Raw genomic sequence first — 25,735 nt, 5'->3', positions numbered from 1 at the left:
ATCTGTGTTTATCTGCCCTCATCTGCGGTAAAAAAAAGATAATTTCGGAACCGCAGATAACAATGGATTGACGCAGATTCACGCAGAGGTCGAGAATAGAGAGAGGAATAATTCCGATGCTAACAGATTTGATATAACTACAAACTTGTTTATAAAACTTCCCGTCCCAAATAGGGTTGTAAGGCTTCCGGCACTTTTACAGTTCCATCCGGCTGCTGGTAATTCTCCAAAATTGCTGCCATTGTGCGGCCCACAGCTAAACCGGAACCGTTCAGGGCGTGAACGAATTGAGTGCCTTTTTTACCCGCTTCTTTAAAGCGAATATTTGCCCGCCGCGCCTGAAAATCTGCGACGTTGGAACAACTGGAAATCTCGCGGTATTTGCCCGCAGATGGCAGCCACACCTCTAAATCGTAGGTTTTGGCTGCAGCGAAACCTAAATCGCCCGTACACAGTGCGATCGTCCGATAAGGCAATTTCAGCGCCTGCAAAACTCCCTCGGCATCCTGCACTAATTTTTCGTGCTCTGCCTCGGAGGTACTCGGATGCACGAGTTTCACCAATTCAACTTTATTAAATTGGTGCAATCGAATTAATCCCCTCGTATCTTTGCCGTAACTGCCAGCTTCGCGCCGAAAACAAGGAGTATAAGAACAGTGATAAATTGGCAACTGTTCTGCTGTCAAAATTTCACCTCTGTACAAATTGACAACCGGAACTTCGGAAGTAGGAATTAACCACAAATCATCTTGGTCGCACTTGAAACTTTCTTCAGCAAATTTGGGTAATTGACCCGTAGCGGTGAGGGATTCAGTGTTAACTAAAAATGGGGGAATTACTTCTACATAACCAGCTTTTGTGTGGCGATCGAGCATGAATTGAATAATCGCTCTTTCCAGGGCTGCACCAGCTCCGATTAAGGCGACAAAGCGGGGCTGAGAAATTTTTACAGCGCGTTCAAAGTTGAGAATTCCTAACTTTTCCCCTATTTCCCAGTGCGGTAAAATACCGGAATTTTGGGGTATGTATTCGTCTCCCCAGCGCCGGATTTCGACGTTTTCCTCTTCATTTTTGCCGATCGGCGTTGAGGAACTCGGTAAGTTGGGCAGCGGTAGCAATAAAGCTTCTATTTGAGCTTTTAGGTCTTTTTCCTGTGCTTGCAGTTCGTTCGACTCGGTGCCGACTGCGTTGCCTTCTGCCTGCAGTTCCTGAATTTCGGGAGATTCGAGGGGTAAACCCGATTTTCTTTTTTGACCGATGAGTTTGGCAATTTCGTTGCTGCGGGCTTGCAGTTGCGATCGCTTGCCTTCCAACTCCCGCTGCTGTTTGTCTAATTGCAAAATCGGCTCGATTTCATAGTTACCTCCGCGCAGGTTGAGGCTTTCTTGCACGGCTTGCGGGTTTTCTCGGATTAATTTGAGGTCTAGCACAGATTTATTCTAAATCTTAAATTTTAGATCGGCTGGGACAGAACGAGATGATATAGCAGCTTTGTTAATCATTGGCATATTGAATCATAATTTATTCTGACTCAAAATCTTCGTTGGGTGTCACCCATGGAGGGTGACACCCCACAAATGTATGTTATAGTTGCAAATATTAGTAGATGCACCCTGATAATTTTCTACCCCAGCCAGCGATGGTAGGGGTTTTTTGTTGTGTGGCATGGAATTGAAGCCCTGGATGCACTATCAGTCTAAAAAACCCGGTTTCTCGCGATTATCGTCTCAAATGAGGCAATTACGTCAAGAAACTGGGTTTTTGCGTCCTGGACTAGGTTACTAAAATATCTTTCCGCTTAAAAGTTAAAGCCAGTGCGAAGCAACCAAACCCATTGAGTGTCGTTGCGGCTGTCATTCTCAGGATTAACAACGGCCCAAACACCAGGGGTGATCGAAATGTTGTCGTTGACCTGAAAGCGATAGAACGCTTCAATGTGATAGGAAGTATCTCGCTCGCGGCGCACATTACTGCTCGTCACGCGACCTGGCAAACCCACTAAAATCCCCGGTAGGTTGCCTTCACCTCCCACATCTGGGAAACTGATCCCGATCGCTGCATACACAATATCAGCGCGATCGTCGCCGTCAACATTTAACAAAACCACGCCACCTCTACCATCAGAAACGCTGCTAACACCGGAATTTTCTGCATTGGCGCGAGTATAAACGCCCCAACCGTGAACTTGGAAGCGGGGAGCAAGGCGGTAGAATCCTTGTACGGCTACAGAATCGCTGGATGTAGCAATATTGTCCCCAAACGGTCGCGCAGCCAGAAAACTGCCCGTACCGCCTGTGAGGTCGGCTTTACCGCTTGGTGCAAAGGTACGAGAATAGGCTACGCCAATGGCTCCGCGATCGCCCCGGTAGGCAAGCTGAACCAGAGCGTTGTACGAACCGTTGAATAAACCGTTACTTTGCTGCGAGAGATTGGGATTTCCTGCGATATAGCCCACAGTCAGGGTGAGGTTTTTGACGATCGTCCAGTTGACAGCAGCACCCCCACCTCCCCGGCGGTAGAGAGGACTGTATTGTCCGAACTTCGAGGGAATTCCCTCACTATCGCTGGCGATCGTTGGAGGAGTCAGCAAATCGGTAATATCGGAATACCCAACACCTGTCGGGCCCACGGTCAGCGAGAGATTAGAGGTCAGCGGGGTGACATACAATACGTGAGGGACGGTGATTGTGTTGTCAACATTGCCATCAAAGTTCAAGGCCGTCATATTTGTACCCGTCTCATCGGCAATCCTGCCCAAGTTGCCGAATTCCAAACGGGTTCTCAGCATATCGCGACCTGTGAAACTGGTTTCAAAATTTAATCGCCCCCGGTTGGCAAGAATCGTGTTGGTGCGATCGCGCGAATCCCCAACACTGTTACCGGAGGTATCTGTTACCACCACGATAATTTCCGCATTCAGCTTCGTCGTAGTCGAGAACTGATTAGCTTCTAGTTCTGCGGTGCGTGCATCTAGGGTATCGACTCGACCCCGCAACACCGATAATTCAGTGGCAAATTCTGCTTGCAGTTTTTGGACGATCGCTAAATCTTCCCCAGTAATCAGGTTGGTTGTTCCTGCGGCAATTAGTTCGCTGATGCGATCGAGACAGCTATTCAATCCTGCAGCAAATTCGTACCGCGTCAGCGCGCGGTTTCCTCTGTAAGTTCCGTCGGGATAACCGGCAATGCAGCCGTAGCGTTCTACTAGAGATTGCAGCGCCTGAAAAGCCCAGTCAGTCGGTTTTACATCCGAGAGTTGAGAGACAGAATTCACCTGGGCGAACGGGTCTTCTGCCAAGGGATTTAACGGTTCAGGAGCAACTAATCTATCAATTGGTGCAGCAAAACTTGGGGATGATGTTAGTAGAAATACAGCAGGCGATCCCAGGATAAAAGCAGTAATCAGGCGATAAAAATGCGGGATGTGCATAGGAAAAAGCTCCGAATAAGGAACCGATACACCGAATTAGCAATACCTTTACGCTGCGCTTGAACCGGTGCGAACTTTGTCAATCGTCACTGCGATAATTATCACCAGACCTTTGACAACTAACTGCCAGAAGAAAGACACATTCATGAGAGTTAGTCCATTGTTGAGCAGGGCAATAATTAAAGCCCCCAGCAAAGTACCCCAAATAGTGCCAATTCCACCTGTGAAACTCGTTCCTCCCAAAATTACAGCAGCGATCGCATCTAATTCGTAGCCTTGCCCCAACATCCCCGTCGCACTGTAGAGGCGCGAGGCGCTCATAATTCCACCTAAACCAGAAAGCAACCCACTCACGCCATAGACAAATAACAGCACCCGACTCACCTTAATACCTGTCAATCGTGCTGCCCGAATGTTACCTCCCACGGCATAAATATGCCTCCCTAGAACAGTCCGCCGCAAGACAAACCAACTCGCTAAAACTGCGAAAAAAGCGATAATAACTAACCAGGGAATAGGGCCAACATAGCTGTTACCTACCCAAGCAAAATTCAAATTTCTATTGATAACTGTAGTGCCGTTAGCTACTAAATAAGCAACTCCCCGCAAAGCAGTGTAAGAACCAAGGGTTACGATGAACGGAGGCAAACCTAAATAGGCAATTAGCGAGCCGTTAAGCAATCCCAAAAAGACTCCCGCTATTAAGGCAGCGGGTACGGCAAACCAACCGAGACCTGGAACTAAGGAAACCAGCACCCCCACAACTGCCGTCACGCCCAAAATTGACCCGACTGAAAGGTCAATTCCCCCCGTCAAAATCACAAAAGTCATGCCTGTAGCAAGGACAATATTGATCGATGCTTGCCGGATGACATTGATCAAATTTCCTACTGAAAGAAAGTTGGGCGTTACCAGCGAAAAAATGATACAGATGCCAACCAAAATCGGCAGGATACCGGCCACTTGGATAAAATTTCTCCAAGCTTGAGCTTTACTGGCTTTTTGGCGATCGCTTGATTGATTTCTGGTGTTTTTTACTTCTGTTTGACTCATGATTTTTTTACCTCTGTTGCCCCGGTGGCATAAGCCATAATGTTCTCTTGCGTAATTGCTTCCCCAGTCGATCCGCCTACTTCACCGACGAGGCTTCCTGCTCGCATCACTAAGACGCGATCGCTCATTCCGACAATTTCCGGCAACTCGCTGGAAATCATTAAAATACCTACACCCTTGGCTGCCAAATCGCTAATAATTCGATAAATTTCGCTTTTGGCGCCAATGTCCACACCCCGCGTCGGTTCATCTAGCAAAAGTACCTTTGGGTTGATAGCCAACCAACGCGCTAGCAGCAACTTCTGCTGATTCCCCCCAGAAAGATCCATTGCCCTGATGCTCGGGCTTGCAAGGCGAATCTGCAAATTATTAATAGCATCATTGACAATTTTTAACAAAAGATTTGAGTTAATAATGCCAGCCTTTGCTTCTCGATCGAGGACATTCATGGTGATATTTTCACCCGAACTTGCCTCCAAAAATAGTCCGAGAGCCTTGCGATCTTCTGGCACGTAAGCAATTCCGGCTGCCATTGCTTCATTGGGTGTCGAGACATTGAGATGACGGCCTTCCAGTTTTATTTCACCGCTTGTCTTTCGATCGGCACCAAAAATCAGGCGGGCAAGTTCTGTTCTGCCAGCGCCAACTAAACCAGCTAAACCCAGAATTTCGCCCGCATGAAGTTGAAAAGTGGCAGGCTTTACTTTGCGGCCGTCGCTTAAATTTGTTACCTCAAGAACAACAGCACCCGGTGTTATTTGATGCTTGTTTTCGTACAAATCCTGTAAAGAACGACCCACCATCATTTCCACCAAGCGATTGGCAGAAATTTCGTGCTTTTCCAGAGAGCCAATATACCCGCCATCTCGGATGACACTCACGCGATCGGCAAGAGCATAAATCTCTTCCATCCGGTGGCTGATATAAATAATAGCAATGCCCTCATTCCGCAAACGGCGAACCACTTCAAAAAGCTTATCTGTTTCGCGGTCTGAAAGTGCTGCTGTCGGCTCGTCCATCACTAAAATTCTGCTTTTATCTTTGAGCGCCCTAGCTATTTCCACTTGCTGCTGTTCGGCAATTGAAAGTGTGGAAACTCGGTCGCCAGCATCAAAACTTGCATCGAGGTTTTTTAATACCTCAGCGGCCCTACGCCGCATTTCATCTTGGTCTAAAAATGTACCTCCTTTCTTCAGCTCGCTGCCCATAAAAATGTTTTCAGCAACTGTCAGATTGGGGGCGAGATTGAGTTCTTGATAAATAATCGCTATCCCTAAATTTCTGGCTTGACCGGGGTCTGTCATCTTAACAGCTTGACCGTCAATTCTGATTTCGCCTCCATCAGCTATGTAGGCTCCCGCCAGAATTTTCATCAGCGTACTTTTGCCCGCACCGTTTTCCCCCATCAGGGCGTGGACTTCACCTGGGTAAACGGTGATATTTACATCGTGCAACGCTGTAAAACCATGAAAGGTTTTTGTAATACCTTGCATTTCGAGGACGGGCTTAGTTTTAATTGAATTTTGAGTGCTATTTACCATTGTAAATACCGTAAGGAAATCTGCTTGACTATTAAACTTAGATACCCCCTAGCCCCCCTTAAGAAGAGGGGGAGAAGATTCTTCTCAAAGTCCCCCTTCTTAAGGGGGATTTAGGGGTATCTAGACTCGGGGAAAAACGGGATTCCTCAAGGGTTTTAGTCTTAACTTGACACGAAGAAGGTCACTCGCTAGTCCAGCCTTTATGTTGATTAACGTTTTCGCGAGTAATCAGCGCTACTGGAATCAGAATGTTTGGATTGGCTGGCTTGTTTCCTTTCCGAATGTCGTTCCCGACTTCAACTGCCTTGGCTGCCATGCGAAATGGATCTTGAGCTGCTGTAGCCACAAATAAACTGTTGTTCTGCTTGAGCGCATCTAAAGCTTCAGGTGCACCATCAACTCCAACAATAAAGAACTCGCTCCTTTGTGCTTGCTTGGCTGCTAATTCTGCACCAATGGCACAGGGGTCATTAATTGCAAAAACAGCATCAATTTTTGGGAAGGAAGTAAGCAAATCGCTCATCACTCTTAACCCGCCATCGCGACTACCTTCTGCGTTCTGATCTTTGGAAAGAACTTTGAGATCGGGATATTTGGAGAAGACACTTTGGCACCCCTGAACTCGCTCGACGACTGAAGCGACGGGAGGCCCGTTGATAATCACAACGCTGCCTTTTCCTTTCAAGCGATCGGCTATATATTGACAGCTTACTTCGCCAGCTTGCACGTTATTGGAAGTAACTGTGGCATCCACGCCTCCCTCGGCGGCGGTATCAACTGCAATTATCGGAATTCCGGCTTGCTTGGCTTTTTCGACAGCGGGGGCAATGCCTTTGGTGTCAGCAGCATTGAGTACAATCATGCTGACATTAGAGGCAATAAAGTTTTCGATTTGATTAAATTGCTGATTTAAATCGTCGCCGCTGGAAACGAGAGTTGTCCTCACGTTTGCACCGCCTATTTTCTTGGCTTCGGCCTCAGCGCCCTTGCCAACTTGTACGAAGAATGGATTACCGAGGTCGCGGACTGCTACAGCAACTGATGAAAGTTCGGAGTTGCTGGTTTGTATGCTGTTTTGAGCGTTCCGGGAAGCCGCTGTGCAACTTGCCAGAGTGCTGCTGAGTAGACTAAAAAGACTGAGTGCGATGGTTACTCGTTTCACCTCAAACTCCAATGAATTCTCTTTTGGAAAGAGTCACTTGTACATATGAAGTTGCCAACCTAACATTAGCTTTTGTCAGGTTTAAGCTCGAATACCTAATGTTGTAGGTGAGCGGCTTTTCTGCGTACATAATTGTACGGAACCTAGTTTTTTCTGCTCGTAAAACTTTCTCTATCGGCTCGTTAGACTGCTTTTACAAACGGAAAGGATATGAATATTCAATCTCTCTTCTGGCTGCCCAAACAATCAACAATCTGGATTTTTTTCAATGCTTTATGAGCATTATTTTATTTCACTTTTTGAGAAAATTTTATGAGAATATTTTTGACCAAATATTTCAGAAACTGCTTTTAAAAGCTGGCAGAGTCATATTCAATTTAACTCTCTATCTTGGCTGATGATAACAGTTAAACACAGGAGCGATATCTATCTTTAGATATACAATACTTTTACCAAAAAGTAAAGATGCGATCGCCTCGATCGGCATCGGTCTGCTGATCCGCAGTCTGGTCGGACGCGCAGTACCAACTCAATAAATCTTAATTTTTGTTTGGTGCATAATTTTGTAAAAAATCATTAAGTTTACAGTAAATTACGGTAGATTATAGTAAACTTCAACCACAGCCTCGCACTCACCCATGCAGCTAGTTAAAAAGCCCTAATAAAAAAGCAGATCGTCGCTCAAAACCAACGGTGAGATTAAGCGAGTCAAATATTTGCCTGTAAAACCTGCAACTACAGTCATCTTGACATGGTTTAAAAGCTCTGGATAATGGCGATCGCCCTTTTTTGAAAAGTTACTCTACAGCAATAATTGTCTGCGCTGTCAATGCCTAAACCAGAGATGCGATCGACAAATCACCTATTCTGTTTCCTAGAAATATTTGCCAGCGAAGGCGGCATTCAATCCTACGTTCAAGACATTTTGAAAGCTTACCTGTCCATAACCGCAGGGACAAACTCAGCGCCGCAAGCTGAAGTTTTGCTGTTGCGAGATTCCCCAGACTGCAACAATCCTTACGAGTCAAAAAATCTGAAATTTTATTACCTCAAAACCGAGAATCCCTGGTTTGGTCGTCTTAAGTTTGCTACAGTATTACTAACTCGCTTGCTGCAAAAACGACCGCAGCGGGTTTTTTGCGGTCACATCAAACTCGCACCGCTAATTCAAATTCTCTGCCAACCCTTGGGAATTCCCTACACAATTTTAACTTACGGCAAGGAAGTTTGGGAAACGCTTCCGCCCAAATATCAAACAGCAATGAGTAAAGCTGACAGTATTTGGACTATTAGCAGGTACACGCGCGATCGCACTTGCGAAATTAACCAATTAAATCCCGAAAAATTCCACATAGTGCCTTGTACGGTAGATGAAAATATATTTACGACTGGGCCGAAGCCACAGAATTTATTAGAGCAGTACAATTTGGTTGGTGCTAAAATATTGATGACCGTGGCCAGATTGCGATCGACGGATATTTACAAAGGGGTCGATGTCACAATTCAAGCTTTGCCGCAAATAGCCCAAACTTTTCCGACTGTGAAATACTTAGTTATTGGCAGAGGAGACGATCAATCGAGATTAGTCAAACTTGCTGATGATTTGGGAGTTACCGAAAGAGTAATATTTGCGGGTTTTGTAACGACAGATAATTTAGGATCACATTACCAGTTGGCCGATGCTTATGTAATGCCCTCCCAGGAAGGCTTCGGTATAGTTTATTTGGAAGCGCTGGCTTGCGGAGTACCCGTACTCGCGGGAGACGCGGACGGGTCAGCAGATCCGCTGCAAGATGGTAAACTGGGATGGCGAGTTCCCCACCGAGATTCAGCAGCAGTAGCGCTTGCTTGTGTGGAAATGCTGCGAGGAGAGGATAAAAGGTGCGATCGCCACTGGTTGAGGGAACAAACCCTGGCAAGATTTAGTTTTGAATCCCTTTGTCAATCCTTACAAGGAATTTTTCAACCCTCTGACTCAGATAAACTTATGCCGTAGAGAGCGGTTTCTGGGTGTACAATGGGAAAATTAACTCGATCGACCGCCTGAATTTCTGAGTAGGATAGAGTTATGCCTACCTGCAAAGACACCAAAGGAGACCACAGTGAACCAAGGCACCCCCAAAATATCTTTCAAGCTACCCCGTATTAGCAATTGGTTGATACTGCTGGGCATCGCGTATTTGTTGGTGTCTATTGGTTTGGGGTGGATAGTTAAATCAGTGTTGATTTTAGTAGCTTTTTTGTTGTTGACGCCTGTGGTCGCATTTTTCGCGCTTCAGTGGTGGCTGAAACGCAATTTAATTGAGGACAATTGTCCCGTTTGTCAATACGAATTTACAGCTTTAAATCAAACTCAGTTTCAGTGTGCCAACTGTGGCGAACCTCTGAAAATAGAGGAAGGTCATTTTAGTCGCTTGACACCGCCCGGTACGATCGATGTTACCGCAGTTGAAGTATCATCGGTTCAACAGTTGGAAGATTAATTAGAAAGCATAGGGCATTGGGCATTAGTTGGTTGTTATTGGTTATTTGTTACTTGTTACCTGTTATTTTTTATTTGTTACTTGTTACTTGTTGGTTCTCATAACCAATGCCCTATGCGCGATGCCCTATTTCCCAAATTACTTTTCCAAGCGCACAGCATACCACTGTAAAAATTTTCCAGCCCCGACATCTAATTCACAATAAGTATCAATCAAATACTTGGCTTGAGCTTCCACGCCAGATATTTTATCAACGTCCTGCGGCAAATCTTCGTGTTCCTCTGTTAACACGGCTTTCAGCTTTTCTAACAGTTCCGCCGCAGTCAAAAACTGCTCTGACTGGTTTGTTTCTAACACCACAAAGGTGTCTTCGTCATACAGTGACATAGTTTCAATGGTTGAGGTTAATTATTTCTAAAGTTTCGTACACTTAAGCGATCGAAAGTATAAACTCTTAATTACAATTTTTCAGCCCCGGGTCGATCGTGTTACAATTAAGCACCATCAGAATTCCTAGCGGATTACCGTTATTAACTTAGTTGTTAACCGAGTTGTCAACAGATCCGACACAGCATTTCTGAGGAGATTTGTCAAGTGCAAATTTGTCAAGTGTCAAATTGTCAAGAAATATTCGATCGGCTGTATCTAATTATAACTGGCACTATACATTCCCATGATCACATCTTCCACTTCAACCCCTGTTGCGCGCAAACCATCTAAATCAGAAGGTCTTAAAGAACGCAGCAACTATTTACGAGAACCCGTTGCGACTGAACTGTTACAAGAAACTACCCACTTCACCGAAGACGGGATTCAGATTCTCAAATTTCACGGCTCGTACCAGCAAGACAACCGCGACAATCGAGTTAAAGGACAAGAAAAAGACTATCAGTTCATGCTCCGCACCCGCAATCCCGGCGGGTTCACTCCGCCGCAATTATACTTAGCCTTAGACAAGCTATCTGAAGAATACGGCAACCACACGATCCGCGTTACAACGCGCCAAGGTTTCCAACTGCACGGCGTGTTGAAAAAAAATCTTAAAGCAGTGTTTTCCTCAATTATTAAAAATATGGGGTCAACCTTGGGAGCTTGCGGCGACTTGAACCGCAACGTCATGGCACCGCCAGCACCGTACAAAAATCGCCCAGAATACAAGTATGCGCTCCAATACGCCAATAATGTAGCGGATTTGCTGACTCCGCAAACGGGGGCTTATTACGAAATTTGGCTGGATGGGGAAAAGGCTGTTTCGGCGGAAGAAGACCCCGCAGTGAAAGCTGCCAGACAGTCCAACCGCAACGGCACAACATTTGACGACAAAGAAGAACCGATTTACGGGCAGCATTATATGCCGCGCAAGTTCAAGTGTTCCGTTACCGTGCCGGGAGACAATTCAATTGACTTGTACTCTCAGGATTTGAGCTTGGTGGTAATTACCAATAAAGCTGGCGAGTTGCAAGGTTTTGACGTGTTTGCTGGTGGTGGTTTGGGCCGCACTCACAACAAAGAAGAGACTTTTGCGCGGGTTGCGGATGAGATTTGCTATGTTGCCAAGGATGATGTTTACGATTTGGTCAAGGCAATTGTAGCAACCCAAAGAGATTACGGCGATCGCACAGACAGACGGCACGCGCGGCTGAAGTACCTGATTAACGACAAAGGCGTACAGTGGTTCCGCGAAAAAGTAGCAGAATATTTTGGCAAACCCCTAGAAGCGTTTAAACCGCTGCCTGAATGGAAGTATTTTGATTTCTTGGGCTGGAATGACCAAGGAGACGGAAAGCTGTTTGTCGGCATTTCTGTGGATAATGGCCGGATTAAGGATGAAGGTTCATTTCAGCTAAAAACAGCTTTGCGGGAAATTGTGCAGAAGTACAACTTGCCGATATTGGCGACGCCACACCAAAACGTGCTGATTTACGATATTTCGCCGGATATTAAAGAAGAAATTCAGGGAATACTCGATCGATGTGGCATTCAGCCGGAAACTGCGATCGACCCCTTGGTGCGCTATGGGATGGCGTGTCCAGCAATGCCGACTTGCGGGTTAGCGATTACCGAATCTGAGCGCGTGATGCCGAGCATTTTAGAGCGGATTCGGGCGCTTTTAACCAAAGTTGGCTTGCAAGACGAGCATTTGGTGGTGCGGATGACTGGTTGCCCAAATGGATGCGCCCGCCCTTATATGGCAGAATTGGGGTTTGTCGGGAGTTCGCCGGAATCCTACCAGATTTGGCTGGGCGGTTCTCCCGAACAAACGCGGCTAGCAAAACCAATTGAGGAAAAGCTGCACGTCAAGGATTTTGAAGCTTTTCTGGAGCCGATTTTTGTTTATTTCAAGCAAAAACGGCAACTGAGCGAGAGTTTTGGCAATTTTTGCGATCGCGTCGGGTTAGAATCTATCCGTCAATTTGTAACCAACTACCAATCTGCTGACTCGATGACAACTGAGATAAATGAATTAGAAGTTACGTCTAGTAACGATGACGGAAACGAGACTGCCACTGCTAGCGGTGGCAAAGTCCGCCGTCGAATTAGCGTCCGCGATGAAATCTACAACGAGCTCAAGGAAGAAGCAGCCCGTCAGGGCAAGCCGATTACACAGCTAGCTACAGAAGCGATTTCCACTTATTTAAAGAAGATTAAGGAGGAAGCATAAGCCGATTTGAAATTTTCGATTTTTGCTAGCATCAAATAAAACTCACGCAAAAATAATATAAAGGCAGAGCATTTGCAGAAAAAAACTTGGATTTTTAACATAAATCTGGTTGTAAATGCTTTGCCTTTATTATTTATTAGCCCTTGAAACCCCGTCTGCCTATGTCCTCTCTTTCTCTCTTTCTCTGCGTTCTCTGCGTTCTCTGCGGTTAAATAAAAAAATCTCTAATAGAAAACGAACAATCCCAAATTCAATGCCTCAATTACAAAGATTAGCAATTACAGCAGCTCAAATTTGCGAGCGCAAAATCGACCTAACTAGAGAACAGCAACATTATTTAAATCGAGTGCTACGTTTGCAAGCGGGCGATCGATTTATTGCGATGGACGGACGGGGACATTGGTGGTTAGCAGTCCTAGAAGTACGGGAAACCGGGTTATTTGCCTCCATAGCAGAGGAAATTGCTGTTAACAGGGAGCTACCCGTGGAAGTTACTTTGATGGCGGCATTGCCCAAGGGAAACGGCTTTGACGAGGTTGTGAGACAGGCGACGGAGTTGGGTGTGGCAAGTATTGTGCCGGTAACGAGCGATCGAACTTTGCTCAAACCAAGTGATCAAAAAGTTGAGCGGTGGAGAAGAATTGCTGCGGAGGCGGCGGAACAGTCGGAACGGCAAATTGTGCCGACCATTTTAGAGCCTGTTTCGCTTGATGTTGCTGTCAAAGATTGCGGTCAAAAATATCGATATATTTGTGTGGCTCGCGGGGACAATCGGCATTTGTGGGATTGTTTGATTGGTAGTTTCGATCCCCCCTTTGTAGGGGCGGTGCCCCCGTGCCCGCCCCCGACTGGGGGAGAATCGATTGTGATTGCTGTTGGGCCGGAGGGTGGATGGACTGAGGCTGAGGTGAAAAGAGCGATCGAATTTGGTTTTGAAGCTGTTTCTTTGGGTAGTAGAATTCTCAGGGCTGTGACTGCGCCGATAGCTGCTTTATCGTTGGTGGGCGCTGCTTTTGAGAAGTGTTAATATCCACACAAAAGTACCGAGACTTGCTGGGTTTGGCGATCGCAGCTAAAATGTAAATAGATAAGTATCAGAGAAGTAATATGTTACAGTCAGTAGAGGGGATATACCGAAATGGCAAAATTGAGTTATTGGAAATGCCCGCCAACATAGAAGAAGCGCAAGTTATTGTTACTTTTATGCCACAAGGAGGGTTAGTAAACTTGCAATCTCGCGGTATCAACCAGGAACAAGCAGCAGATTTACGGGTTCGGTTAAGTAGATTTGCTCCTGATTGGGAACTACCGGAGATGGATGCTTACGATGCCTTATAGTCGCGGTGATGTGGTTTTGGTTTTGTTCCCCAGCTCGAATTTGCGTACTGCGAAACGCCGTCCAGCTTTGATAGTTCAAGCTAATAATCTGGGGACTGGTTTAGGGCAAACAATTACGGCAATGATTACTAGCAACTTAGCCCGTTCAGGACACCAAAGCCGGGTTTTTGTTTCCCTGCAACACCGGAAGGGCAGCAAACGGGATTGCTAGCTGACTCGGTAATTATGACAGACAATCTTGTGACGCTTCTAGAAGTTGAAATCGATCGCAAAATTGGTACTTGGTCAGATATGGCAGCAGTGGACGCAGCACTCAAGCACACTTTGGGAATCTGATAAAAAAAGGCGTTTTAATTCAGTAAATATAAAAAAATACTTAAATTAATCAAATCAACTCTGTCTGGTGTTAAGAGGAATTATCAGATAAATGAGTTGACGAGTCATGAAAATAGAGTTGAGAAAAGGTCGATCGCCCTTTTGGTCGATTCCCTACGGGATAGCTTCGCTTCACACGCTTTTGGCAATTTTCGGTACACAATCAGTTTCTGCACAATCTCCGATTTTTCCCATTGCTCAACAGATTAATTGCGATCGCCCGCAAGGAGATGCACAAGTCAGAACTTGTATTCGGTTGAATTACGAAGCCTCGGATAAACGACTAAACGAGGTTTACAAACAACTAATTTCCCAATTGAGTGGCGAAGAGCGATCGCTACTTTCCGAAGCACAATTAGGGTGGATTAAGTTAAGAGATAAAACCTGTGAATTTGAAGTTTATAAAAATCGGGGCGGTACGGGTTATGGAGGTTTCCTCAGTGAATGTTTGGCTCGCATGACTAAACAGCGCACTGCGGAATTAGAAAACTATTTAAAACAAAGATAAAATAGTAAGTACACCGTACAACACCTGACAATAATAAAGATAAACAAGTATTTATGAAAAGCCGATCGCCCTTCACCCTCACCCTCACCATCATCTCAGCAATTGTAACCACCATCGTCCCAGCAGTTTTCGCCCAGCGACAGCCATCAGCCAACGAAATATACATCGATAAAAATTGCCAGCGCAATCAGCAACTACCGCAACTTGAAAGATTCACTATTTTTAGCAGAAACGAATTTACAACTAACGGTCAAAACTACTGGTTCTACGCCGCCCGCTATCTAGACGGAGCCGTGCTTTTCTGTACCTCAAAACCCAACTTCAACCAACCTAAACCTCTAACTGCAAAACAAATACAATCCCAATTTATTGACAAAATAGTCCCAGACCCCAACAACAAAACAGCCTTTATCATCGCAGTCCGAGAAGGAAATGGCTCCGAAGCACCCGTGACCAATTACGGCTTAGAATTGAGCAATGTCGATCGCCCAAAACTCACCTCCCTTTCCATCCTACAGCAGCGGGGAACCCTAAAAGACGGCGACCCCAGCGAACACACATTTCAAGGACGGGCCGGTCAATCTATTACGATCGACCTCAAAAGCAGAGCATTCGACCACAACATAGCACTGTTGGACACCAGCGGCAAAAATATTGCCCAAACACCAGGCAACTCCCAGAATCTCCGAGAGTCTCAAATCATCGTAAAATTACCTAGTAACGGCACTTATAAAATAGTTGTTAAAGGAGGCGATCGCACAAGCAAAGGTTCCTACAGCTTAAGCATTAATTCCAACCACTTATAACTAAATCTAAACCAACCGCTAGGCAAACTCGAAAACAGGTGTTTCAATCACCCTAATAGGCTTTCTATCTTCCCAAATCATCTTCTGCAACTGTTCCACAGTTTCAGGTGAAAAAAATCGCTCTCCCGTTTCCAAACACACTCTAGCAGGAACATTTTCAATAATAATAAACTTACCATTGATTTCAAGGGTATAATTTACTTTTTGTTCCACCATTGTTTCTTGCCAAATATCATTGTTCATTTTGATTTATCCTTAACTTAAAATCAATCCAAATTTTCGGATCTGGTTCGTATAAAGTAATGATTTTTACCAAAGGACTAGATGGATAACTGCACTGAACGTGCAGAGGTCTATTGGCAAGGGTGAAGCCGAAAATCAAACAGCTTGGGCCATATTTGTCATCGGGATACTCTTCGATAACTTCACCAGCCATTATTGCTTCCCGGAGTTCTTGTACTCTGATACGGCGAACTATGCTTTGGTTTACTGCGTGTTGTGAAAGCTCAAAATCATTTTTGACAATTTTGACACGTATTTTTTCAATGATTGTCATAGTTTCATATCGTATCTATAAGTTAACACAACAGCAAAAATTGTTAACCAGTGGCGGAACCAACCAAACATCAGCCAAGATAGAAACAACGCCATTTCCGCAACCGCCATGACAGACATCAACCAAATAGCCGCAGCCCTTGAGGGTAAAGACTACAAACAAGCTGCCCAACTCATCAAACAACTACAAAAAGAATCTCCCGAAAATCCGTGGGTACAATACTATATTGCCCGCTACTACGAACTCACCAACAATCTCGAAAAAGCCCAAACAAGCTACAAACAAATACTCCGCGACATCACCAACCCCAAAATCCTCTCCCAGACCCGCCAAGCTATTCAACGGATTGAAACCGCCCAACAAAACCTCCGCCAACAAGCCATAGAAACCGCCAAAAACGACCCTAGCAACCTCGAACCCGGACTCCTCATCCTCGAACCCGTGAGTCCCGAAAACAAAGCCGCAGCCGTACAAAATATCAGCAGAATCTTTAAAATCGACGCCTACACAACCCGGATGCAAATCCAAAGCCGCGGCTGGAGACTCTACAAAACTGGCCCCATCGCCGAACTCCGAATTTACGGTCAAGAACTCCTCAAAGTCGGCATTCCCGTATTTTGGGCAAGCCTAAGCGATATTCAAAAAATCCAAATCTTCCGAGTGCAACACTTCCAGTCTCTTTCTTCCCCAGCCGTTGTTTGTAAAGATAAACTCGATCGACTCGGTGCGATCGAATTTAGCTGGTCAGAAGTTACCCAAAGAGTAGAAGGCCTGTTGCCGATGTTCATCGAAGTCATGGACTACTCCCCCAACCGAAGAAAGGAGCAATTTCGCCACAGAGAAATCAGGCAAGATTACGCTCAAATCTGTGACTTGCACATTCCCAGCAGAAACTGCATTCTGCGAATTTGCGACCAAAGTTACGAATTTCAACAAGGAGTTGACTTCACCAAAGCTTCAGCCGAACTCCCCACTTCACCCAATCATAAAAACAAAACATCGAGAGTCAAAAACTCTCAACAAATTCCTCAAAGTACCACCCGAATTAACTGGAATCACTTATTGGAAATATTCGATCGCCAGATTGACGTTACAGTTTGGTCAGAATTTACGCCCTTTGCCGAGACAGTGCTCGATTACACTAATATGTTGAGCAAGATCGAATCTCATATAGAAGTCGAGCGCAAATCCGAAACTCCTTGGGACTCAGCTTTTCAGCTATACAGCGGATTAGCTTTCCTCAGAAACCAAGAAAATAGGGAATAGAACAAATAGTTAAAATTAAAAATGAGGAATCCCATTTTTAATTTGTTAACGTCAGCATTGGGAATTATCCAATGCCCAATTCCCTATTATCAATTCCCAATTTCCTACTTCGTTTTCACCTGACGAGCCATTTCCCGGAAATTGTTCATGCTGGGGCCAGGGCCACGACGAGTTGCATTTGATGTCGGCATTAAATTATTAGGAGCAAAAGTCCGATTCGGTTCAGCTTGACTCGGCACTTTGCCGTTAGTTGCTGCAACTGCAGGTACTTTTGCGGGTTCCGCAGTATTAGCAGGAACGCTAGCAACTGGTTCCTTTTCTTTCTGAGACTTTTTCTCTACCTTAGCCTTTTTAGCTGGTTCAGACTTCTCAGACTTAACAGACTTTTCAGACTCAACTTTTGCCGGTGCGATCGCAACAGGCTCAGCCTTCGCAGGGGCAACTTTTGCTGGTTCCTTTGCTCCCGATTCGCCCAAATCTAGGAAATATTCAGACTTTTTCAAGCCCAACAGTCTGCCGAAAAAGCCGAAAATACCGCCGAAGAAATTTTTGATAAAACCAAACATTAGACTTACTCCTTTTGTTCTTTTAGAGAAATTTGTACAAGCTTGTCAACAAAGTTAGATTACGAGGTAAGGCAACTTTAGTCTACATTTCTTAATCAAAATTTACATTTTGCTGTATCTAAGCTAGCTCATCAAAGCAACTTTTAGGTATAAATACCAGGCTGCTTTGCACTTATTTACAAGTATCTCAGAATTTTTTACCGATTCCCACTAATTGCCGATCGTACCTCGATCCGATTCCCTAGCTGTCCTAGTAGGGGTAAAACTCCCTAGGGGAGTGATTTATGCTGTAATTAGCAAGCAATTTTCTTTTCAAATGAACAGTTCGCTCGATCGCAATCCCGTCATCCTCATACACGGCATCTGGGACACAAAGATGATTTTCAGCAAAATGTCCGCCCGCCTCACCGAACTCGGATGGTCAGTCCACAGCCTCAACCTCACCCCCAACGACGGCAGCCTCGGGCTCGACTTACTGGCAAAGCAACTCGCAGACTACATCTCTGAAACCTTCGAGCCAGAACAATCTTTAGACATAGTAGGCTACAGCATGGGCGGCATCGTCAGCCGCTACTACGTCCAGCGACTCGGAGGAATCAACCGAGTACAGCGTTTCATCACCCTATCTTCCCCCCACCACGGCACCCTCACCGCCTATTCCCTACGCCTACCAGGATACCTGGATATGCGCCCCGATAGTGGCTTGCTGCGCGATTTAAATCAAGATGTGACAATGCTCAAACGCATAAACTTTACATCAATGTGGACGCCATTTGACATAATGATTGTACCGGCAAACAGCTCCCAAATGCCAGTAGGTAAAGAAGTTAAAGTCAACGTTTTGCTGCACCGCCAAATGGTGACCGAGCCCCTAAGTATTAACGCAATAGTTGAAGAACTCAAAGCACCTATTGAAAATACAATTCCCACTTAAAAATGAATAGCAATTTCAGCCGCAACCCAGTCTTGCTGATTCACGGAATCTTCAGAAAATCGGGAATTTTTCACAAAATGTCTGCCTACCTGACCCAACAGGGATGGTCAGTCTACACCCTCAATCTCTCGCCCCATTGGGGCAACGCCAGCATAGACGAATTAGCCCAACAAATAGCAGATTATATAGACAAAACCTTTGCGCCAGAACAGCATCTAGATATAGTAGGATTGAGCATGGGCGGTTTAGTAACTCGCTACTACCTGCAAAGGTTAGGCGGCATTAACCGAGTGCAGCGCTTTATTGCCATATCTTCTCCTCACAGCGGTACTTGGATGGCTTACACTCTCTGGGGAAAAGGCTGCATCCAAATGCGTCCTGGCAGTGCTTTTCTGGAAGATTTAAATCGAGATGCTGCCTTGTTGGAAAAGCTCAATTTTACTTCGATTTGGACAGATTGGGATTTCATCATCGTACCCGCTTCTAGTTCCCAAATATCTGCTGCCAAAGAAGTAAAATTGTCTGTTTTCGCCCATGCCATGATGGCGAGGCATTCAAGCAGTTTAAAAGCGGTGGCTGAAGCACTTTCCGAACCATTGAAAGTTCATGATTAACCGTTTTATTCATTCTTGTATAATGTCAAATTTTGTAGGGGCAGGTTTCACCTACAGTAATTGCCTAAAACCAACAATTTCCTAAACCCGCCCCCACAGGCGGCAAATCGCTACCGGACTAAATATCAAACAGCATCGCCAACTTCAGCGTATTCGCTGCGACCAAAAATTGCTTCAGCTTCACAATAATACTTGAACTCAAGTATATTGTGGAAAGGGTCTTCTAAGAAGAAAGTACGGTGTTCTGTAGGCAAACCAACAAATCGCCGTCTCGGTTCTTGATAGAAATTTAAGTTATTTTGCTGGGCTTTTTCTAGCAACGCTTCCCAGTCAGCTTCGGAAGTAAAAATTAACCCAAAATGCCGGGGATAAATGCCTAGCTGAGGCGTCAAAGGTTCGCGGCTGACGTGGGCGACTATTTGATGACCACACAGACCCATAATCGCAGAATTAGGCGATTCGCGACCTAGTTCGCAGCCGAGCCCGTCTACATAGAACGCTTTTGTTTGGGCAATATCGGTCACGGGGAAGGCAAGATGAAATAAAACTTGGTTCATGGAGGTACTAAATGCAGAATTCAGAATTGTTCTTTAATTATTTATCTTGGTCTAATCCTTGGTTGGTGGCGATCGCCCTAAATACAGTTTTACTCGCGATCGCCACCATTGCTCCTAAAAAATTGCTCACTCCCGCTGGCCAATTTCACGGCTGGGTATTGGGCGTCCTCATCTGGGGCTGTTTGGGATGGCAAGGCTATGCTGTGGTGATGTTTTACTTTCTTGTCGGATCGGGAGTTACCCGCATCGGCAAAGCGCAAAAAGAAGCAGAAGGCATAGCCGAAAAGCGTTCAGGCGCACGAGGCCCTGAAAATGTCTGGGGTTCTGCTTTAACCGCTACTCTTTGTGCTGTGGGAGTTTTGGCATTATCTATTTTAGGCAATACAGACAAGATGCCTGTGCCGCAAGATGCTATTTCCCTGTTATTGCTGGGTTACGCGGCGAGTTTTTGCACCAAACTTTCCGATACCAGCGCCAGCGAAATCGGCAAAGCTTACGGGAAGCGGACTTTTTTGATTACCAGCTTGCAGCCTGTGCCTAGAGGTACGGAAGGGGCCGTAAGTTTGGAAGGAACGATCGCGGGTATTGTCGGTTCAATTCTGATTGCGCTGTTGAGTTGGGCCGTCGGTTTAATTGATTTGACAGGAATTGTTTTTTGTGTTATTGCAGCTTTTATTGCCACGAACATTGAGAGCGTGATTGGGGCGACGGTGCAATCAAAGTTTGAGTGGCTGACGAACGAGGTGGTAAATTTTTTTAATACGCTCATAGGAGCGATCGCAGCGATTATTTTAGCGGCGACCTGGAGAGCTTTTTTAGCTTAGTTAATCTTGGACGCATTCTCGACCCAATCAACCTGGTTTTTTACGATAATTCAAACGATTAACGCAGTATTTTTGCAAAAAAAGCCTGTTGCGCCGTCTAGGGCTATTAGCTATTAATCATTAGTCATTAGTCTCAAGCAATCAACTCATGACTAATGATTAATAGTTAATCAAACTAAGCGTCGTCTTGCGGCCCAAAAACCATTTGTAAAATCATCGTCGGTTCGCCCCGCTTGTGATAGCGATCGGCCCAATTGCGAATAATTTCATCTAATTCCTCAAGGGCTTGGTCGAGCCGTTCCGGCGGAATATCCAAAGTCTCCATAATTCGCATCACCTTCGGTTGTTTTTCCGCCCAATCCTTCATCAGCCGGAAATATCTAGCCGTATCCTCAACCATAGTAAATGTCCGCTCTTCCTGCTCTGCGGGAGAGTAAGTAGCGCGGGTGAGGGCATAAAACGGCATTCCCCAAGGAGAATCAATGCGAGTCACTGTCCCAGAATAGATCAAGCGCCGCTTAATGTGTTCTGCTAGAGCTTCGCTCAAAGGCATTCGCCTTTCTGGAGACATATCTTCTTGCGATCGCCTGTGCAGAAACTCGATCAACTCCATAAACTGAAAAGAATTGATCAGTTGAGCGTCTGGCGGATTCGGAGGAATCTTGCCTTCGAGATATTTTTTTTCATCTACAGTCAAATTGTTTCCCGGAATGCGAGGGCGTCCCGGCATCCAACCATACTGTTCCAGCCAGACATAAGGAAACTGAATCAAATACCTAGGTTCTTGCGAACCCAACATTTTCAGCAGTTTTCCCTGAGTCAGAGCTTCCCGGACTTCTTCAACAATCACCTTCACTCGTTTAGGCTCAATGTGATGCAAGTGTCCGGTCATCCGCAGGTTGTTGTCCTGCTCCATATAAGTCATATAAATGGCACACTTAGCCGCCGTTGCGGCCGCGTCTAGAAACGCCCCGTGCCTGTGCCCACTGGTTCTCATGGCGCTAAACGCCAGATATAGCATGATCTGATCCATTGCACTAGGGCTGAGGCTTTTGACCAGATCCAAAGAGTCATTTTTCATCACTATCCCCGAAATAGCCAAATTAGGAGGCATTTTGTCATCCTCCATTAAATTATTGCGAGAGCGCCGAATCAAGCATAGCCGACTGTCGCCGGAAAGCTTGCCAGCTACCCTAATATTCAGGTTAGTTAATTTCCCTGAGGTAACAGGGGCATGGGCTTAAAGGCTATCCACACCGCATAAGTGGTTCTTATTGGTGGCCAATTTAAGTAGATTGCTGCACCCTCTGCGCTGACAGTTTACCTATATATAAGTTAGTTATCGCAAGTTAATTATAGTGCAGCGGTTGAAAATTAAACCCTACCTGTGGGGGGGAGAAGGTAAATAACTGTTGCGCTCCCAGGAATTTGAGGCGACTCCGAGCCCCTAATTCTTGAAGAGTCATGGATGCCGAAACCCGGTTCGATCAAATAAAATAAGGGTGTTGCATAATTGCGGGAAGATTTTGATGGTTTTGTGGGATGGGATCTCGTAGCCCGTCCGCTGTATTTTCACAGCAGGCGGGACACCCTACAAGCATCCTCCTCAAATTGTGTAACGCCAAAATAAGGCGTGGAAGACGGGGGATATCGGTTGAAAAACCCAGATTATCCCAGGTCTGTGGGTAATTCCTGTTTAATTGAAGCGTTTTCAAAACAAAACCGCCACATACTAGAATCTATCTCTAGGTAGATGGCGGTTCCCCGTTTATATGCTATCATTTATCACAAAAAAATAATCTCTTCAGAACTGTCCACAAAAAGTGAAGTTGTCGCTTAAGCTGAAAAACTAGAATCCCAGAAAATCCGATCGAGCGATCGAATGAACTGCCCGAAGCAACTCAGTTGTGGTTATCACTTGCGTCCAGTGCGATTAGAAATCTTGTAGCGGATGAGTGTAAACATTAGGCTCAGTAAAATGCCTGCGTCCGCCGCCCCTCTGAGGAGGGCGATTGCCCTTTTGTTGAGTTTGGGCTGACAACATATATTGGGCGGTGGCAGTTTCGAGCATGGGGAGTGAAGATTCAAAAGCTTGAGCGGCGCTGGCACTCAAGGTAATGCCCAACAGGCTCAGTAAAGCAATTGCAGTGTAGGTTTTCATGGGTAGTATTCGTCCTGTCAGTATCTATTTAGAGATACGACATTACCCAGGCTGATCAGGATGAATTTCCCTGAAATTATCAAACTCTAGAATCAGCAATCAGGAATCACGAATCAGAAGGAAAAAAGAAGAAGGAATCAGGCTTTAGTTAAGCTATCGCGCCTTTAAATTGTATCCTAAAATCCTTGTATAAAAAGCGGATAATTATCTTTCCCTCTCCCTTTCTCACCCTCTTCCCCTCCCGAAGCAACAGACACTATGCGTAGCATCTGATCTATGAGAGCAGTCAGAAGTCGATGTAAAAGAGAATAAATAAAATCTCTGGATTCACTAATAAAAAAATTCCTAATTGCACTACCCAGACGGTTGCAATAATATACAAAACCGCCACATACGAGATTCAATCTCTCGATAGATGGCGGTTTAAGGTTTATATGCTATCATCACTCACATAAAAGAAGAGCCTAATGACTGTAAACAAGAAATGCAGTTGCCTTGGAAACCTGAAAAACTAGCATCCCCGGAAATCAGATTGAGCGCTCGACACGGGCTGCTGAAACTAACTCAATAACGGAAATCGCTTTCGTCCAATGTCATTAAAATGCTTGTAGTTGATGAGTGTAAAGATTAGACTCCATGAACTCTCGGCGTCCGCTGCCTCTTTCTGGAGAACGATCGCCCCTTTGTTCGGTTTGGGCGGATAAAATGTATGAAGCGGTGGCAACTTCGAGCAGTCCGACGAGGGATTCAAAGGCTCGAACGACAGTGGCGCTCAAAGTAACGCCCAAAAGACTGTGTAAAGCAATTGGTGTGTAAGTTTGCATGGGGTTAGTATCCGTGTCATTGTCTATTAACTGATACGGACTCTCCCCGATCGATCAGGATAAATTTCTGTGAAATTTTCGGATCTCTGCAAAAAACCTTACCTCTTCAATTCTACTGATTCCGCCAGCAGCCAAGCACCTGCCGAATTCAGCCTACCCCATACTGTCAGAGGCTTTTCGGTTTCGCAATTCTGTAAAAATCGGTCGGTTTCCGAGTCCAAAGTCACGAGTTGCCAAGTTTGACCGGTTAAGGATGCGGGGCTTGTCAGCGTTAGTGTCCAGTCTTGTTCGCCGAGGCGACGGAAAATGCCAGAAAATGGGCTGTGGGTATTTGCTGTTTGACTGCTTTGTTTCTCTCCTGACTCCTGACATTCGCCGCTGGCGGGATATGCTTCAGGTCGATCGAGATAATAGCGTTGCCAATCCAGCCAGTCCGATCGCCCCCGTGTCAAATTAAATAAAGGAATAACCGCCGCACTAGCCTCGGAATCTTGCAGCAAAGCTTCCTGCAAAACTCTCACCGGCAACTCCCGCGGCTGACATCCAGATTGCGCGCACAAAGCCGCCGCCATCCCCGCAGCCTGTCCAATATTCATTACCGTCGGTTGCAAGCGAGTTGCACCGTTGGCGATGTGAGAGACGGAAATATTTTTTTCGCACACTAGCAAACCGTCTGTAATCGCAGGAATTAGCGCGCTGTAAGGAATGGTAAACGGAGTTCCCGTCCAGCGGCCGCCCCACCGGATCGATTTGGGCTGCAAGCGAATGTCGCCACTGGTGTAGTGGTGGTCGTTGGCATAGTTGCCGATCGCAATTGTTTCACAAATGCCCTCAGAATTTATCGGCAACTTCGCGACTCTTCCACCGACAATAGGCAAAATATCTTGTTCTCTGACTGTACTTATCCCTCGCAAGCGCCGACTTTCTCGGTAGTAAGGATGTAAGGCAAAGGAAGAAAGAAGGGAAGAATTTTGTTGATTGTCGATCGTTGAAATCGGGAAAATATTCTGTGCTAAGCCGTAGCGGTGGCCGAGTTGCGTTTGAATGAAGCGGGCGAAACTTTGAGTATGCCAGAGACTTTCTTGCAGGAATTCTTGTCGAGATGCTTCAGATTTAATGAGTCGATCGACTCCTTCACCATAATCATTACCTCGAATCGGCCAATTAATCATCAACAATCCCCCTGGCAGCCTGCCGTAATTGAGAAATTGTTCGGGAGTGTAACCGTCCCAAGCACCGATAAATCGATCGGGATTTTCAACAGGCGGCGCGGGAATTTCTGGCCCGGCCGCACCTTTACCAAAATCCTGCATGATTGCCACCCAAGTCGGAGCTTGCACCGAATAGCTCTCTGTGAGATCATTAGAGGCGATCGGCGCGCTGGGTTCTCCCCACTCGGCTTGGAATTCCCAACCCCAGCGGTGCCCAACTTCGGCTAAAGCCAGCAAATCTCCCAATTCCGTGGCATCCAAAGTGATTTTGGCCGAAACCGTAAAATCTGCAAACCGGACGCCAGAAATGCGAGAGCCTTCTGTTAGCACATCTTGAGCTGTTTGTCCACAAATCCACTGTAAGTTCGGCAAACATTTAACCCAATCAGCGAAAATTTCAGCACCGGTGCGGGGATCGTAAGTAAAAAAACTTACCCAGCCCCAATCCAAACCTCCCGGCTGTCGCTGCTGAAGTTCCCGCAAAAACGCGCCCCACAAACCGGTTTGAAAAGCTGCTAATTCATTGCCATCAGGGGCCGAAACGCCTGCAGCAGTTAGCATTCCTCCCAGCCAGGGGAATTCGCTTACTAAAATAGTTTTGGCACCTCGGCGGGCTGCTTGCACGGCTGCGGCAGTGCCGCCGGTGCCGCCACCGACTACCAAAACATCTGCTTTTAAGACCGAAGACATAGGCAATACCATTTTAGATTTTAGATGGCGAAAGGCTCAGTAAGGTGATGAGTGCGCTACGGATAGATATTCGGCGTTGGCGACTGCGAATTGAATTTTACTGTCTAAAGACTTGACAAATAATAAATCGGGAATTATGCAGCGCTCGCACAATTTTGTTACTAAATGACCGCA

26 protein-coding genes are annotated in these 25,735 nt (G+C 45.8%); 12 read left to right on the top strand and 14 right to left on the bottom strand.

What is annotated here, in order from left to right; translation table 11 throughout:
• Positions 1–149: 149 nt before the first annotated feature.
• The 5 genes from serS to QUA25_RS01120 form a co-directional block, all read right to left on the bottom strand.
• Positions 150–1,430, bottom strand: a complete 1,281-nt coding sequence (gene serS / locus QUA25_RS01140; RefSeq protein ID WP_333034911.1) for a serine--tRNA ligase — start codon at positions 1,428–1,430, stop codon at positions 150–152.
• Positions 1,431–1,798: 368 nt separating this feature from the next.
• Positions 1,799–3,430 carry an iron uptake porin gene (locus QUA25_RS01135; RefSeq protein ID WP_333034910.1) on the bottom strand — a complete coding sequence of 544 codons (1,632 nt, stop codon included), beginning with the start codon at positions 3,428–3,430 and terminating at the stop codon, positions 1,799–1,801.
• 48 nt (positions 3,431–3,478) lie between these two features.
• On the bottom strand, positions 3,479–4,483 hold the full coding sequence (locus QUA25_RS01130; RefSeq protein ID WP_333034908.1) for an ABC transporter permease subunit: 1,005 nt from the start codon (positions 4,481–4,483) through the stop codon (positions 3,479–3,481).
• A complete protein-coding gene (locus QUA25_RS01125; RefSeq protein WP_333034907.1) occupies positions 4,480–6,024 on the bottom strand; it encodes a sugar ABC transporter ATP-binding protein in 1,545 nt (514 codons plus the stop codon). Before QUA25_RS01125 ends, QUA25_RS01130 begins: the two co-directional genes overlap by 4 nt.
• Before the next feature lie 181 nt (positions 6,025–6,205).
• Positions 6,206–7,186, bottom strand: a complete 981-nt coding sequence (locus QUA25_RS01120; RefSeq protein ID WP_333034905.1) for an ABC transporter substrate-binding protein — start codon at positions 7,184–7,186, stop codon at positions 6,206–6,208.
• 829 nt (positions 7,187–8,015) lie between these two features.
• Between QUA25_RS01120 and QUA25_RS01115 the strand changes: the two genes are divergently transcribed.
• Together QUA25_RS01115 and QUA25_RS01110 are read left to right on the top strand one after the other, a co-directional pair.
• A complete protein-coding gene (locus QUA25_RS01115) occupies positions 8,016–9,182 on the top strand; it encodes a glycosyltransferase family 4 protein (RefSeq protein ID WP_333034904.1) in 1,167 nt (388 codons plus the stop codon).
• Positions 9,183–9,288: 106 nt separating this feature from the next.
• A complete protein-coding gene (locus QUA25_RS01110) occupies positions 9,289–9,669 on the top strand; it encodes a hypothetical protein (protein WP_190737398.1) in 381 nt (126 codons plus the stop codon).
• A gap of 138 nt (positions 9,670–9,807) precedes the next feature.
• Here the strand turns inward: QUA25_RS01110 and QUA25_RS01105 are convergent, their stop codons facing one another.
• Entirely contained in the window at positions 9,808–10,056 is a 249-nt protein-coding gene (locus QUA25_RS01105; RefSeq protein ID WP_333034902.1) for a chlororespiratory reduction protein 7, read from the bottom strand.
• Between the two features lie 286 nt (positions 10,057–10,342).
• On the opposite strand from QUA25_RS01105, the gene sir reads away from it, so the two are divergent.
• The 6 genes from sir (at position 10,343) to QUA25_RS01075 (ending at position 15,358) form a co-directional block, all read left to right on the top strand.
• A complete protein-coding gene (gene sir / locus QUA25_RS01100; protein ID WP_333034901.1) occupies positions 10,343–12,331 on the top strand; it encodes a sulfite reductase, ferredoxin dependent in 1,989 nt (662 codons plus the stop codon).
• Positions 12,332–12,584: 253 nt separating this feature from the next.
• The gene (locus QUA25_RS01095) at positions 12,585–13,358 is read left to right on the top strand and encodes a 16S rRNA (uracil(1498)-N(3))-methyltransferase (protein WP_333034899.1); all 774 of its coding nucleotides are present in this window, start codon (positions 12,585–12,587) and stop codon (positions 13,356–13,358) included.
• Positions 13,359–13,438: 80 nt separating this feature from the next.
• Entirely contained in the window at positions 13,439–13,669 is a 231-nt protein-coding gene (locus QUA25_RS01090; protein ID WP_333034897.1) for a hypothetical protein, read from the top strand.
• Positions 13,659–13,880 (top strand): type II toxin-antitoxin system PemK/MazF family toxin, encoded by a 222-nt coding sequence (locus tag QUA25_RS01085; protein ID WP_333034895.1) that lies wholly within the window; start codon positions 13,659–13,661, stop codon positions 13,878–13,880. Before QUA25_RS01090 ends, QUA25_RS01085 begins: the two co-directional genes overlap by 11 nt.
• Positions 13,881–14,111: 231 nt before the next feature.
• Positions 14,112–14,552 (top strand): lysozyme inhibitor LprI family protein, encoded by a 441-nt coding sequence (locus QUA25_RS01080; protein ID WP_333034893.1) that lies wholly within the window; start codon positions 14,112–14,114, stop codon positions 14,550–14,552.
• 53 nt (positions 14,553–14,605) lie between these two features.
• Positions 14,606–15,358: a PPC domain-containing protein gene (locus QUA25_RS01075; protein WP_333034891.1), complete on the top strand. Its 753-nt coding sequence runs from the start codon at positions 14,606–14,608 to the stop codon at positions 15,356–15,358.
• A gap of 18 nt (positions 15,359–15,376) precedes the next feature.
• Here the strand turns inward: QUA25_RS01075 and QUA25_RS01070 are convergent, their stop codons facing one another.
• Positions 15,377–15,601 carry a YgiT-type zinc finger protein gene (locus tag QUA25_RS01070; RefSeq protein ID WP_190735510.1) on the bottom strand — a complete coding sequence of 75 codons (225 nt, stop codon included), beginning with the start codon at positions 15,599–15,601 and terminating at the stop codon, positions 15,377–15,379.
• Positions 15,591–15,914, bottom strand: coding sequence for a DUF4258 domain-containing protein (locus QUA25_RS01065; RefSeq protein ID WP_333034890.1), 324 nt, complete (start codon positions 15,912–15,914; stop codon positions 15,591–15,593). Before QUA25_RS01065 ends, QUA25_RS01070 begins: the two co-directional genes overlap by 11 nt.
• Positions 15,915–16,022: 108 nt before the next feature.
• Between QUA25_RS01065 and QUA25_RS01060 the strand changes: the two genes are divergently transcribed.
• Entirely contained in the window at positions 16,023–17,180 is a 1,158-nt protein-coding gene (locus tag QUA25_RS01060) for a tetratricopeptide repeat protein (RefSeq protein WP_333034889.1), read from the top strand.
• 104 nt (positions 17,181–17,284) lie between these two features.
• On the opposite strand, the gene QUA25_RS01055 is transcribed toward QUA25_RS01060, so the two are convergent.
• Entirely contained in the window at positions 17,285–17,746 is a 462-nt protein-coding gene (locus QUA25_RS01055) for a hypothetical protein (RefSeq protein WP_333034888.1), read from the bottom strand.
• A gap of 316 nt (positions 17,747–18,062) precedes the next feature.
• On the opposite strand from QUA25_RS01055, the gene QUA25_RS01050 reads away from it, so the two are divergent.
• Together QUA25_RS01050 and QUA25_RS01045 are read left to right on the top strand one after the other, a co-directional pair.
• Positions 18,063–18,680, top strand: coding sequence for an alpha/beta fold hydrolase (locus tag QUA25_RS01050; protein ID WP_333034887.1), 618 nt, complete (start codon positions 18,063–18,065; stop codon positions 18,678–18,680).
• A gap of 2 nt (positions 18,681–18,682) precedes the next feature.
• On the top strand, positions 18,683–19,294 hold the full coding sequence (locus QUA25_RS01045) for an alpha/beta fold hydrolase (RefSeq protein WP_333034885.1): 612 nt from the start codon (positions 18,683–18,685) through the stop codon (positions 19,292–19,294).
• A 125-nt stretch (positions 19,295–19,419) separates the two neighbouring features.
• Here QUA25_RS01045 and QUA25_RS01040 read toward each other — a convergent pair whose 3' ends face one another.
• Positions 19,420–19,851: a VOC family protein gene (locus tag QUA25_RS01040; RefSeq protein WP_333034884.1), complete on the bottom strand. Its 432-nt coding sequence runs from the start codon at positions 19,849–19,851 to the stop codon at positions 19,420–19,422.
• Between the two features lie 11 nt (positions 19,852–19,862).
• Here QUA25_RS01040 and QUA25_RS01035 point away from each other — a divergent pair, with 11 nt between their 5' ends.
• Entirely contained in the window at positions 19,863–20,675 is an 813-nt protein-coding gene (locus QUA25_RS01035; RefSeq protein WP_333034883.1) for a TIGR00297 family protein, read from the top strand.
• A gap of 175 nt (positions 20,676–20,850) precedes the next feature.
• On the opposite strand, the gene hetR is transcribed toward QUA25_RS01035, so the two are convergent.
• The 4 genes from hetR to QUA25_RS01015 form a co-directional block, all read right to left on the bottom strand.
• The gene (gene hetR, locus QUA25_RS01030; protein WP_333034952.1) at positions 20,851–21,756 is read right to left on the bottom strand and encodes a heterocyst differentiation master regulator HetR; all 906 of its coding nucleotides are present in this window, start codon (positions 21,754–21,756) and stop codon (positions 20,851–20,853) included.
• 852 nt (positions 21,757–22,608) lie between these two features.
• Positions 22,609–22,836, bottom strand: a complete 228-nt coding sequence (gene patX / locus QUA25_RS01025; protein WP_333034881.1) for a heterocyst-inhibiting protein PatX — start codon at positions 22,834–22,836, stop codon at positions 22,609–22,611.
• Between the two features lie 596 nt (positions 22,837–23,432).
• Entirely contained in the window at positions 23,433–23,660 is a 228-nt protein-coding gene (gene patX / locus QUA25_RS01020; RefSeq protein WP_333034880.1) for a heterocyst-inhibiting protein PatX, read from the bottom strand.
• A gap of 98 nt (positions 23,661–23,758) precedes the next feature.
• Positions 23,759–25,561, bottom strand: a complete 1,803-nt coding sequence (locus QUA25_RS01015; protein ID WP_333034879.1) for an FAD-dependent oxidoreductase — start codon at positions 25,559–25,561, stop codon at positions 23,759–23,761.
• Positions 25,562–25,735 lie beyond the last annotated feature (174 nt).

Origin of the sequence: Microcoleus sp. Pol17C6, assembly GCF_036701145.1 — a bacterium.
In the GTDB taxonomy this organism is placed as follows: Bacteria; Cyanobacteriota; Cyanobacteriia; order Cyanobacteriales; family Microcoleaceae; genus Microcoleus.
This window is presented reverse-complemented; position numbering and strand designations above follow the sequence as displayed.

Excerpts from the sequence above, each read along its gene's own strand:
- QUA25_RS01080 (WP_333034893.1), top strand. The coding sequence starts at position 14,112 with ATGAAAATAGAGTTGAGAAAAGGTCGATCGCCCTTTTGGTCGATTCCC.
- QUA25_RS01135 (WP_333034910.1), bottom strand. The coding sequence starts at position 3,430 with ATGCACATCCCGCATTTTTATCGCCTGATTACTGCTTTTATCCTGGGA.
- QUA25_RS01115 (WP_333034904.1), top strand. The coding sequence starts at position 8,016 with ATGCCTAAACCAGAGATGCGATCGACAAATCACCTATTCTGTTTCCTA.
- QUA25_RS01125 (WP_333034907.1), bottom strand. The coding sequence starts at position 6,024 with ATGGTAAATAGCACTCAAAATTCAATTAAAACTAAGCCCGTCCTCGAA.
- QUA25_RS01105 (WP_333034902.1), bottom strand. The coding sequence starts at position 10,056 with ATGTCACTGTATGACGAAGACACCTTTGTGGTGTTAGAAACAAACCAG.
- patX (WP_333034881.1), bottom strand. The coding sequence starts at position 22,836 with ATGAAAACCTACACTGCAATTGCTTTACTGAGCCTGTTGGGCATTACC.
- QUA25_RS01045 (WP_333034885.1), top strand. The coding sequence starts at position 18,683 with ATGAATAGCAATTTCAGCCGCAACCCAGTCTTGCTGATTCACGGAATC.
- QUA25_RS01055 (WP_333034888.1), bottom strand. The coding sequence starts at position 17,746 with ATGTTTGGTTTTATCAAAAATTTCTTCGGCGGTATTTTCGGCTTTTTC.
- QUA25_RS01095 (WP_333034899.1), top strand. The coding sequence starts at position 12,585 with ATGCCTCAATTACAAAGATTAGCAATTACAGCAGCTCAAATTTGCGAG.
- patX (WP_333034880.1), bottom strand. The coding sequence starts at position 23,660 with ATGCAAACTTACACACCAATTGCTTTACACAGTCTTTTGGGCGTTACT.
- QUA25_RS01065 (WP_333034890.1), bottom strand. The coding sequence starts at position 15,914 with ATGACAATCATTGAAAAAATACGTGTCAAAATTGTCAAAAATGATTTT.
- QUA25_RS01075 (WP_333034891.1), top strand. The coding sequence starts at position 14,606 with ATGAAAAGCCGATCGCCCTTCACCCTCACCCTCACCATCATCTCAGCA.
- QUA25_RS01050 (WP_333034887.1), top strand. The coding sequence starts at position 18,063 with ATGAACAGTTCGCTCGATCGCAATCCCGTCATCCTCATACACGGCATC.
- QUA25_RS01070 (WP_190735510.1), bottom strand. The coding sequence starts at position 15,601 with ATGAACAATGATATTTGGCAAGAAACAATGGTGGAACAAAAAGTAAAT.
- QUA25_RS01015 (WP_333034879.1), bottom strand. The coding sequence starts at position 25,561 with ATGTCTTCGGTCTTAAAAGCAGATGTTTTGGTAGTCGGTGGCGGCACC.
- sir (WP_333034901.1), top strand. The coding sequence starts at position 10,343 with ATGATCACATCTTCCACTTCAACCCCTGTTGCGCGCAAACCATCTAAA.
- QUA25_RS01085 (WP_333034895.1), top strand. The coding sequence starts at position 13,659 with ATGCCTTATAGTCGCGGTGATGTGGTTTTGGTTTTGTTCCCCAGCTCG.
- QUA25_RS01060 (WP_333034889.1), top strand. The coding sequence starts at position 16,023 with ATGACAGACATCAACCAAATAGCCGCAGCCCTTGAGGGTAAAGACTAC.
- QUA25_RS01035 (WP_333034883.1), top strand. The coding sequence starts at position 19,863 with ATGCAGAATTCAGAATTGTTCTTTAATTATTTATCTTGGTCTAATCCT.
- QUA25_RS01040 (WP_333034884.1), bottom strand. The coding sequence starts at position 19,851 with ATGAACCAAGTTTTATTTCATCTTGCCTTCCCCGTGACCGATATTGCC.
- QUA25_RS01090 (WP_333034897.1), top strand. The coding sequence starts at position 13,439 with ATGTTACAGTCAGTAGAGGGGATATACCGAAATGGCAAAATTGAGTTA.
- hetR (WP_333034952.1), bottom strand. The coding sequence starts at position 21,756 with ATGAAAAATGACTCTTTGGATCTGGTCAAAAGCCTCAGCCCTAGTGCA.
- QUA25_RS01130 (WP_333034908.1), bottom strand. The coding sequence starts at position 4,483 with ATGAGTCAAACAGAAGTAAAAAACACCAGAAATCAATCAAGCGATCGC.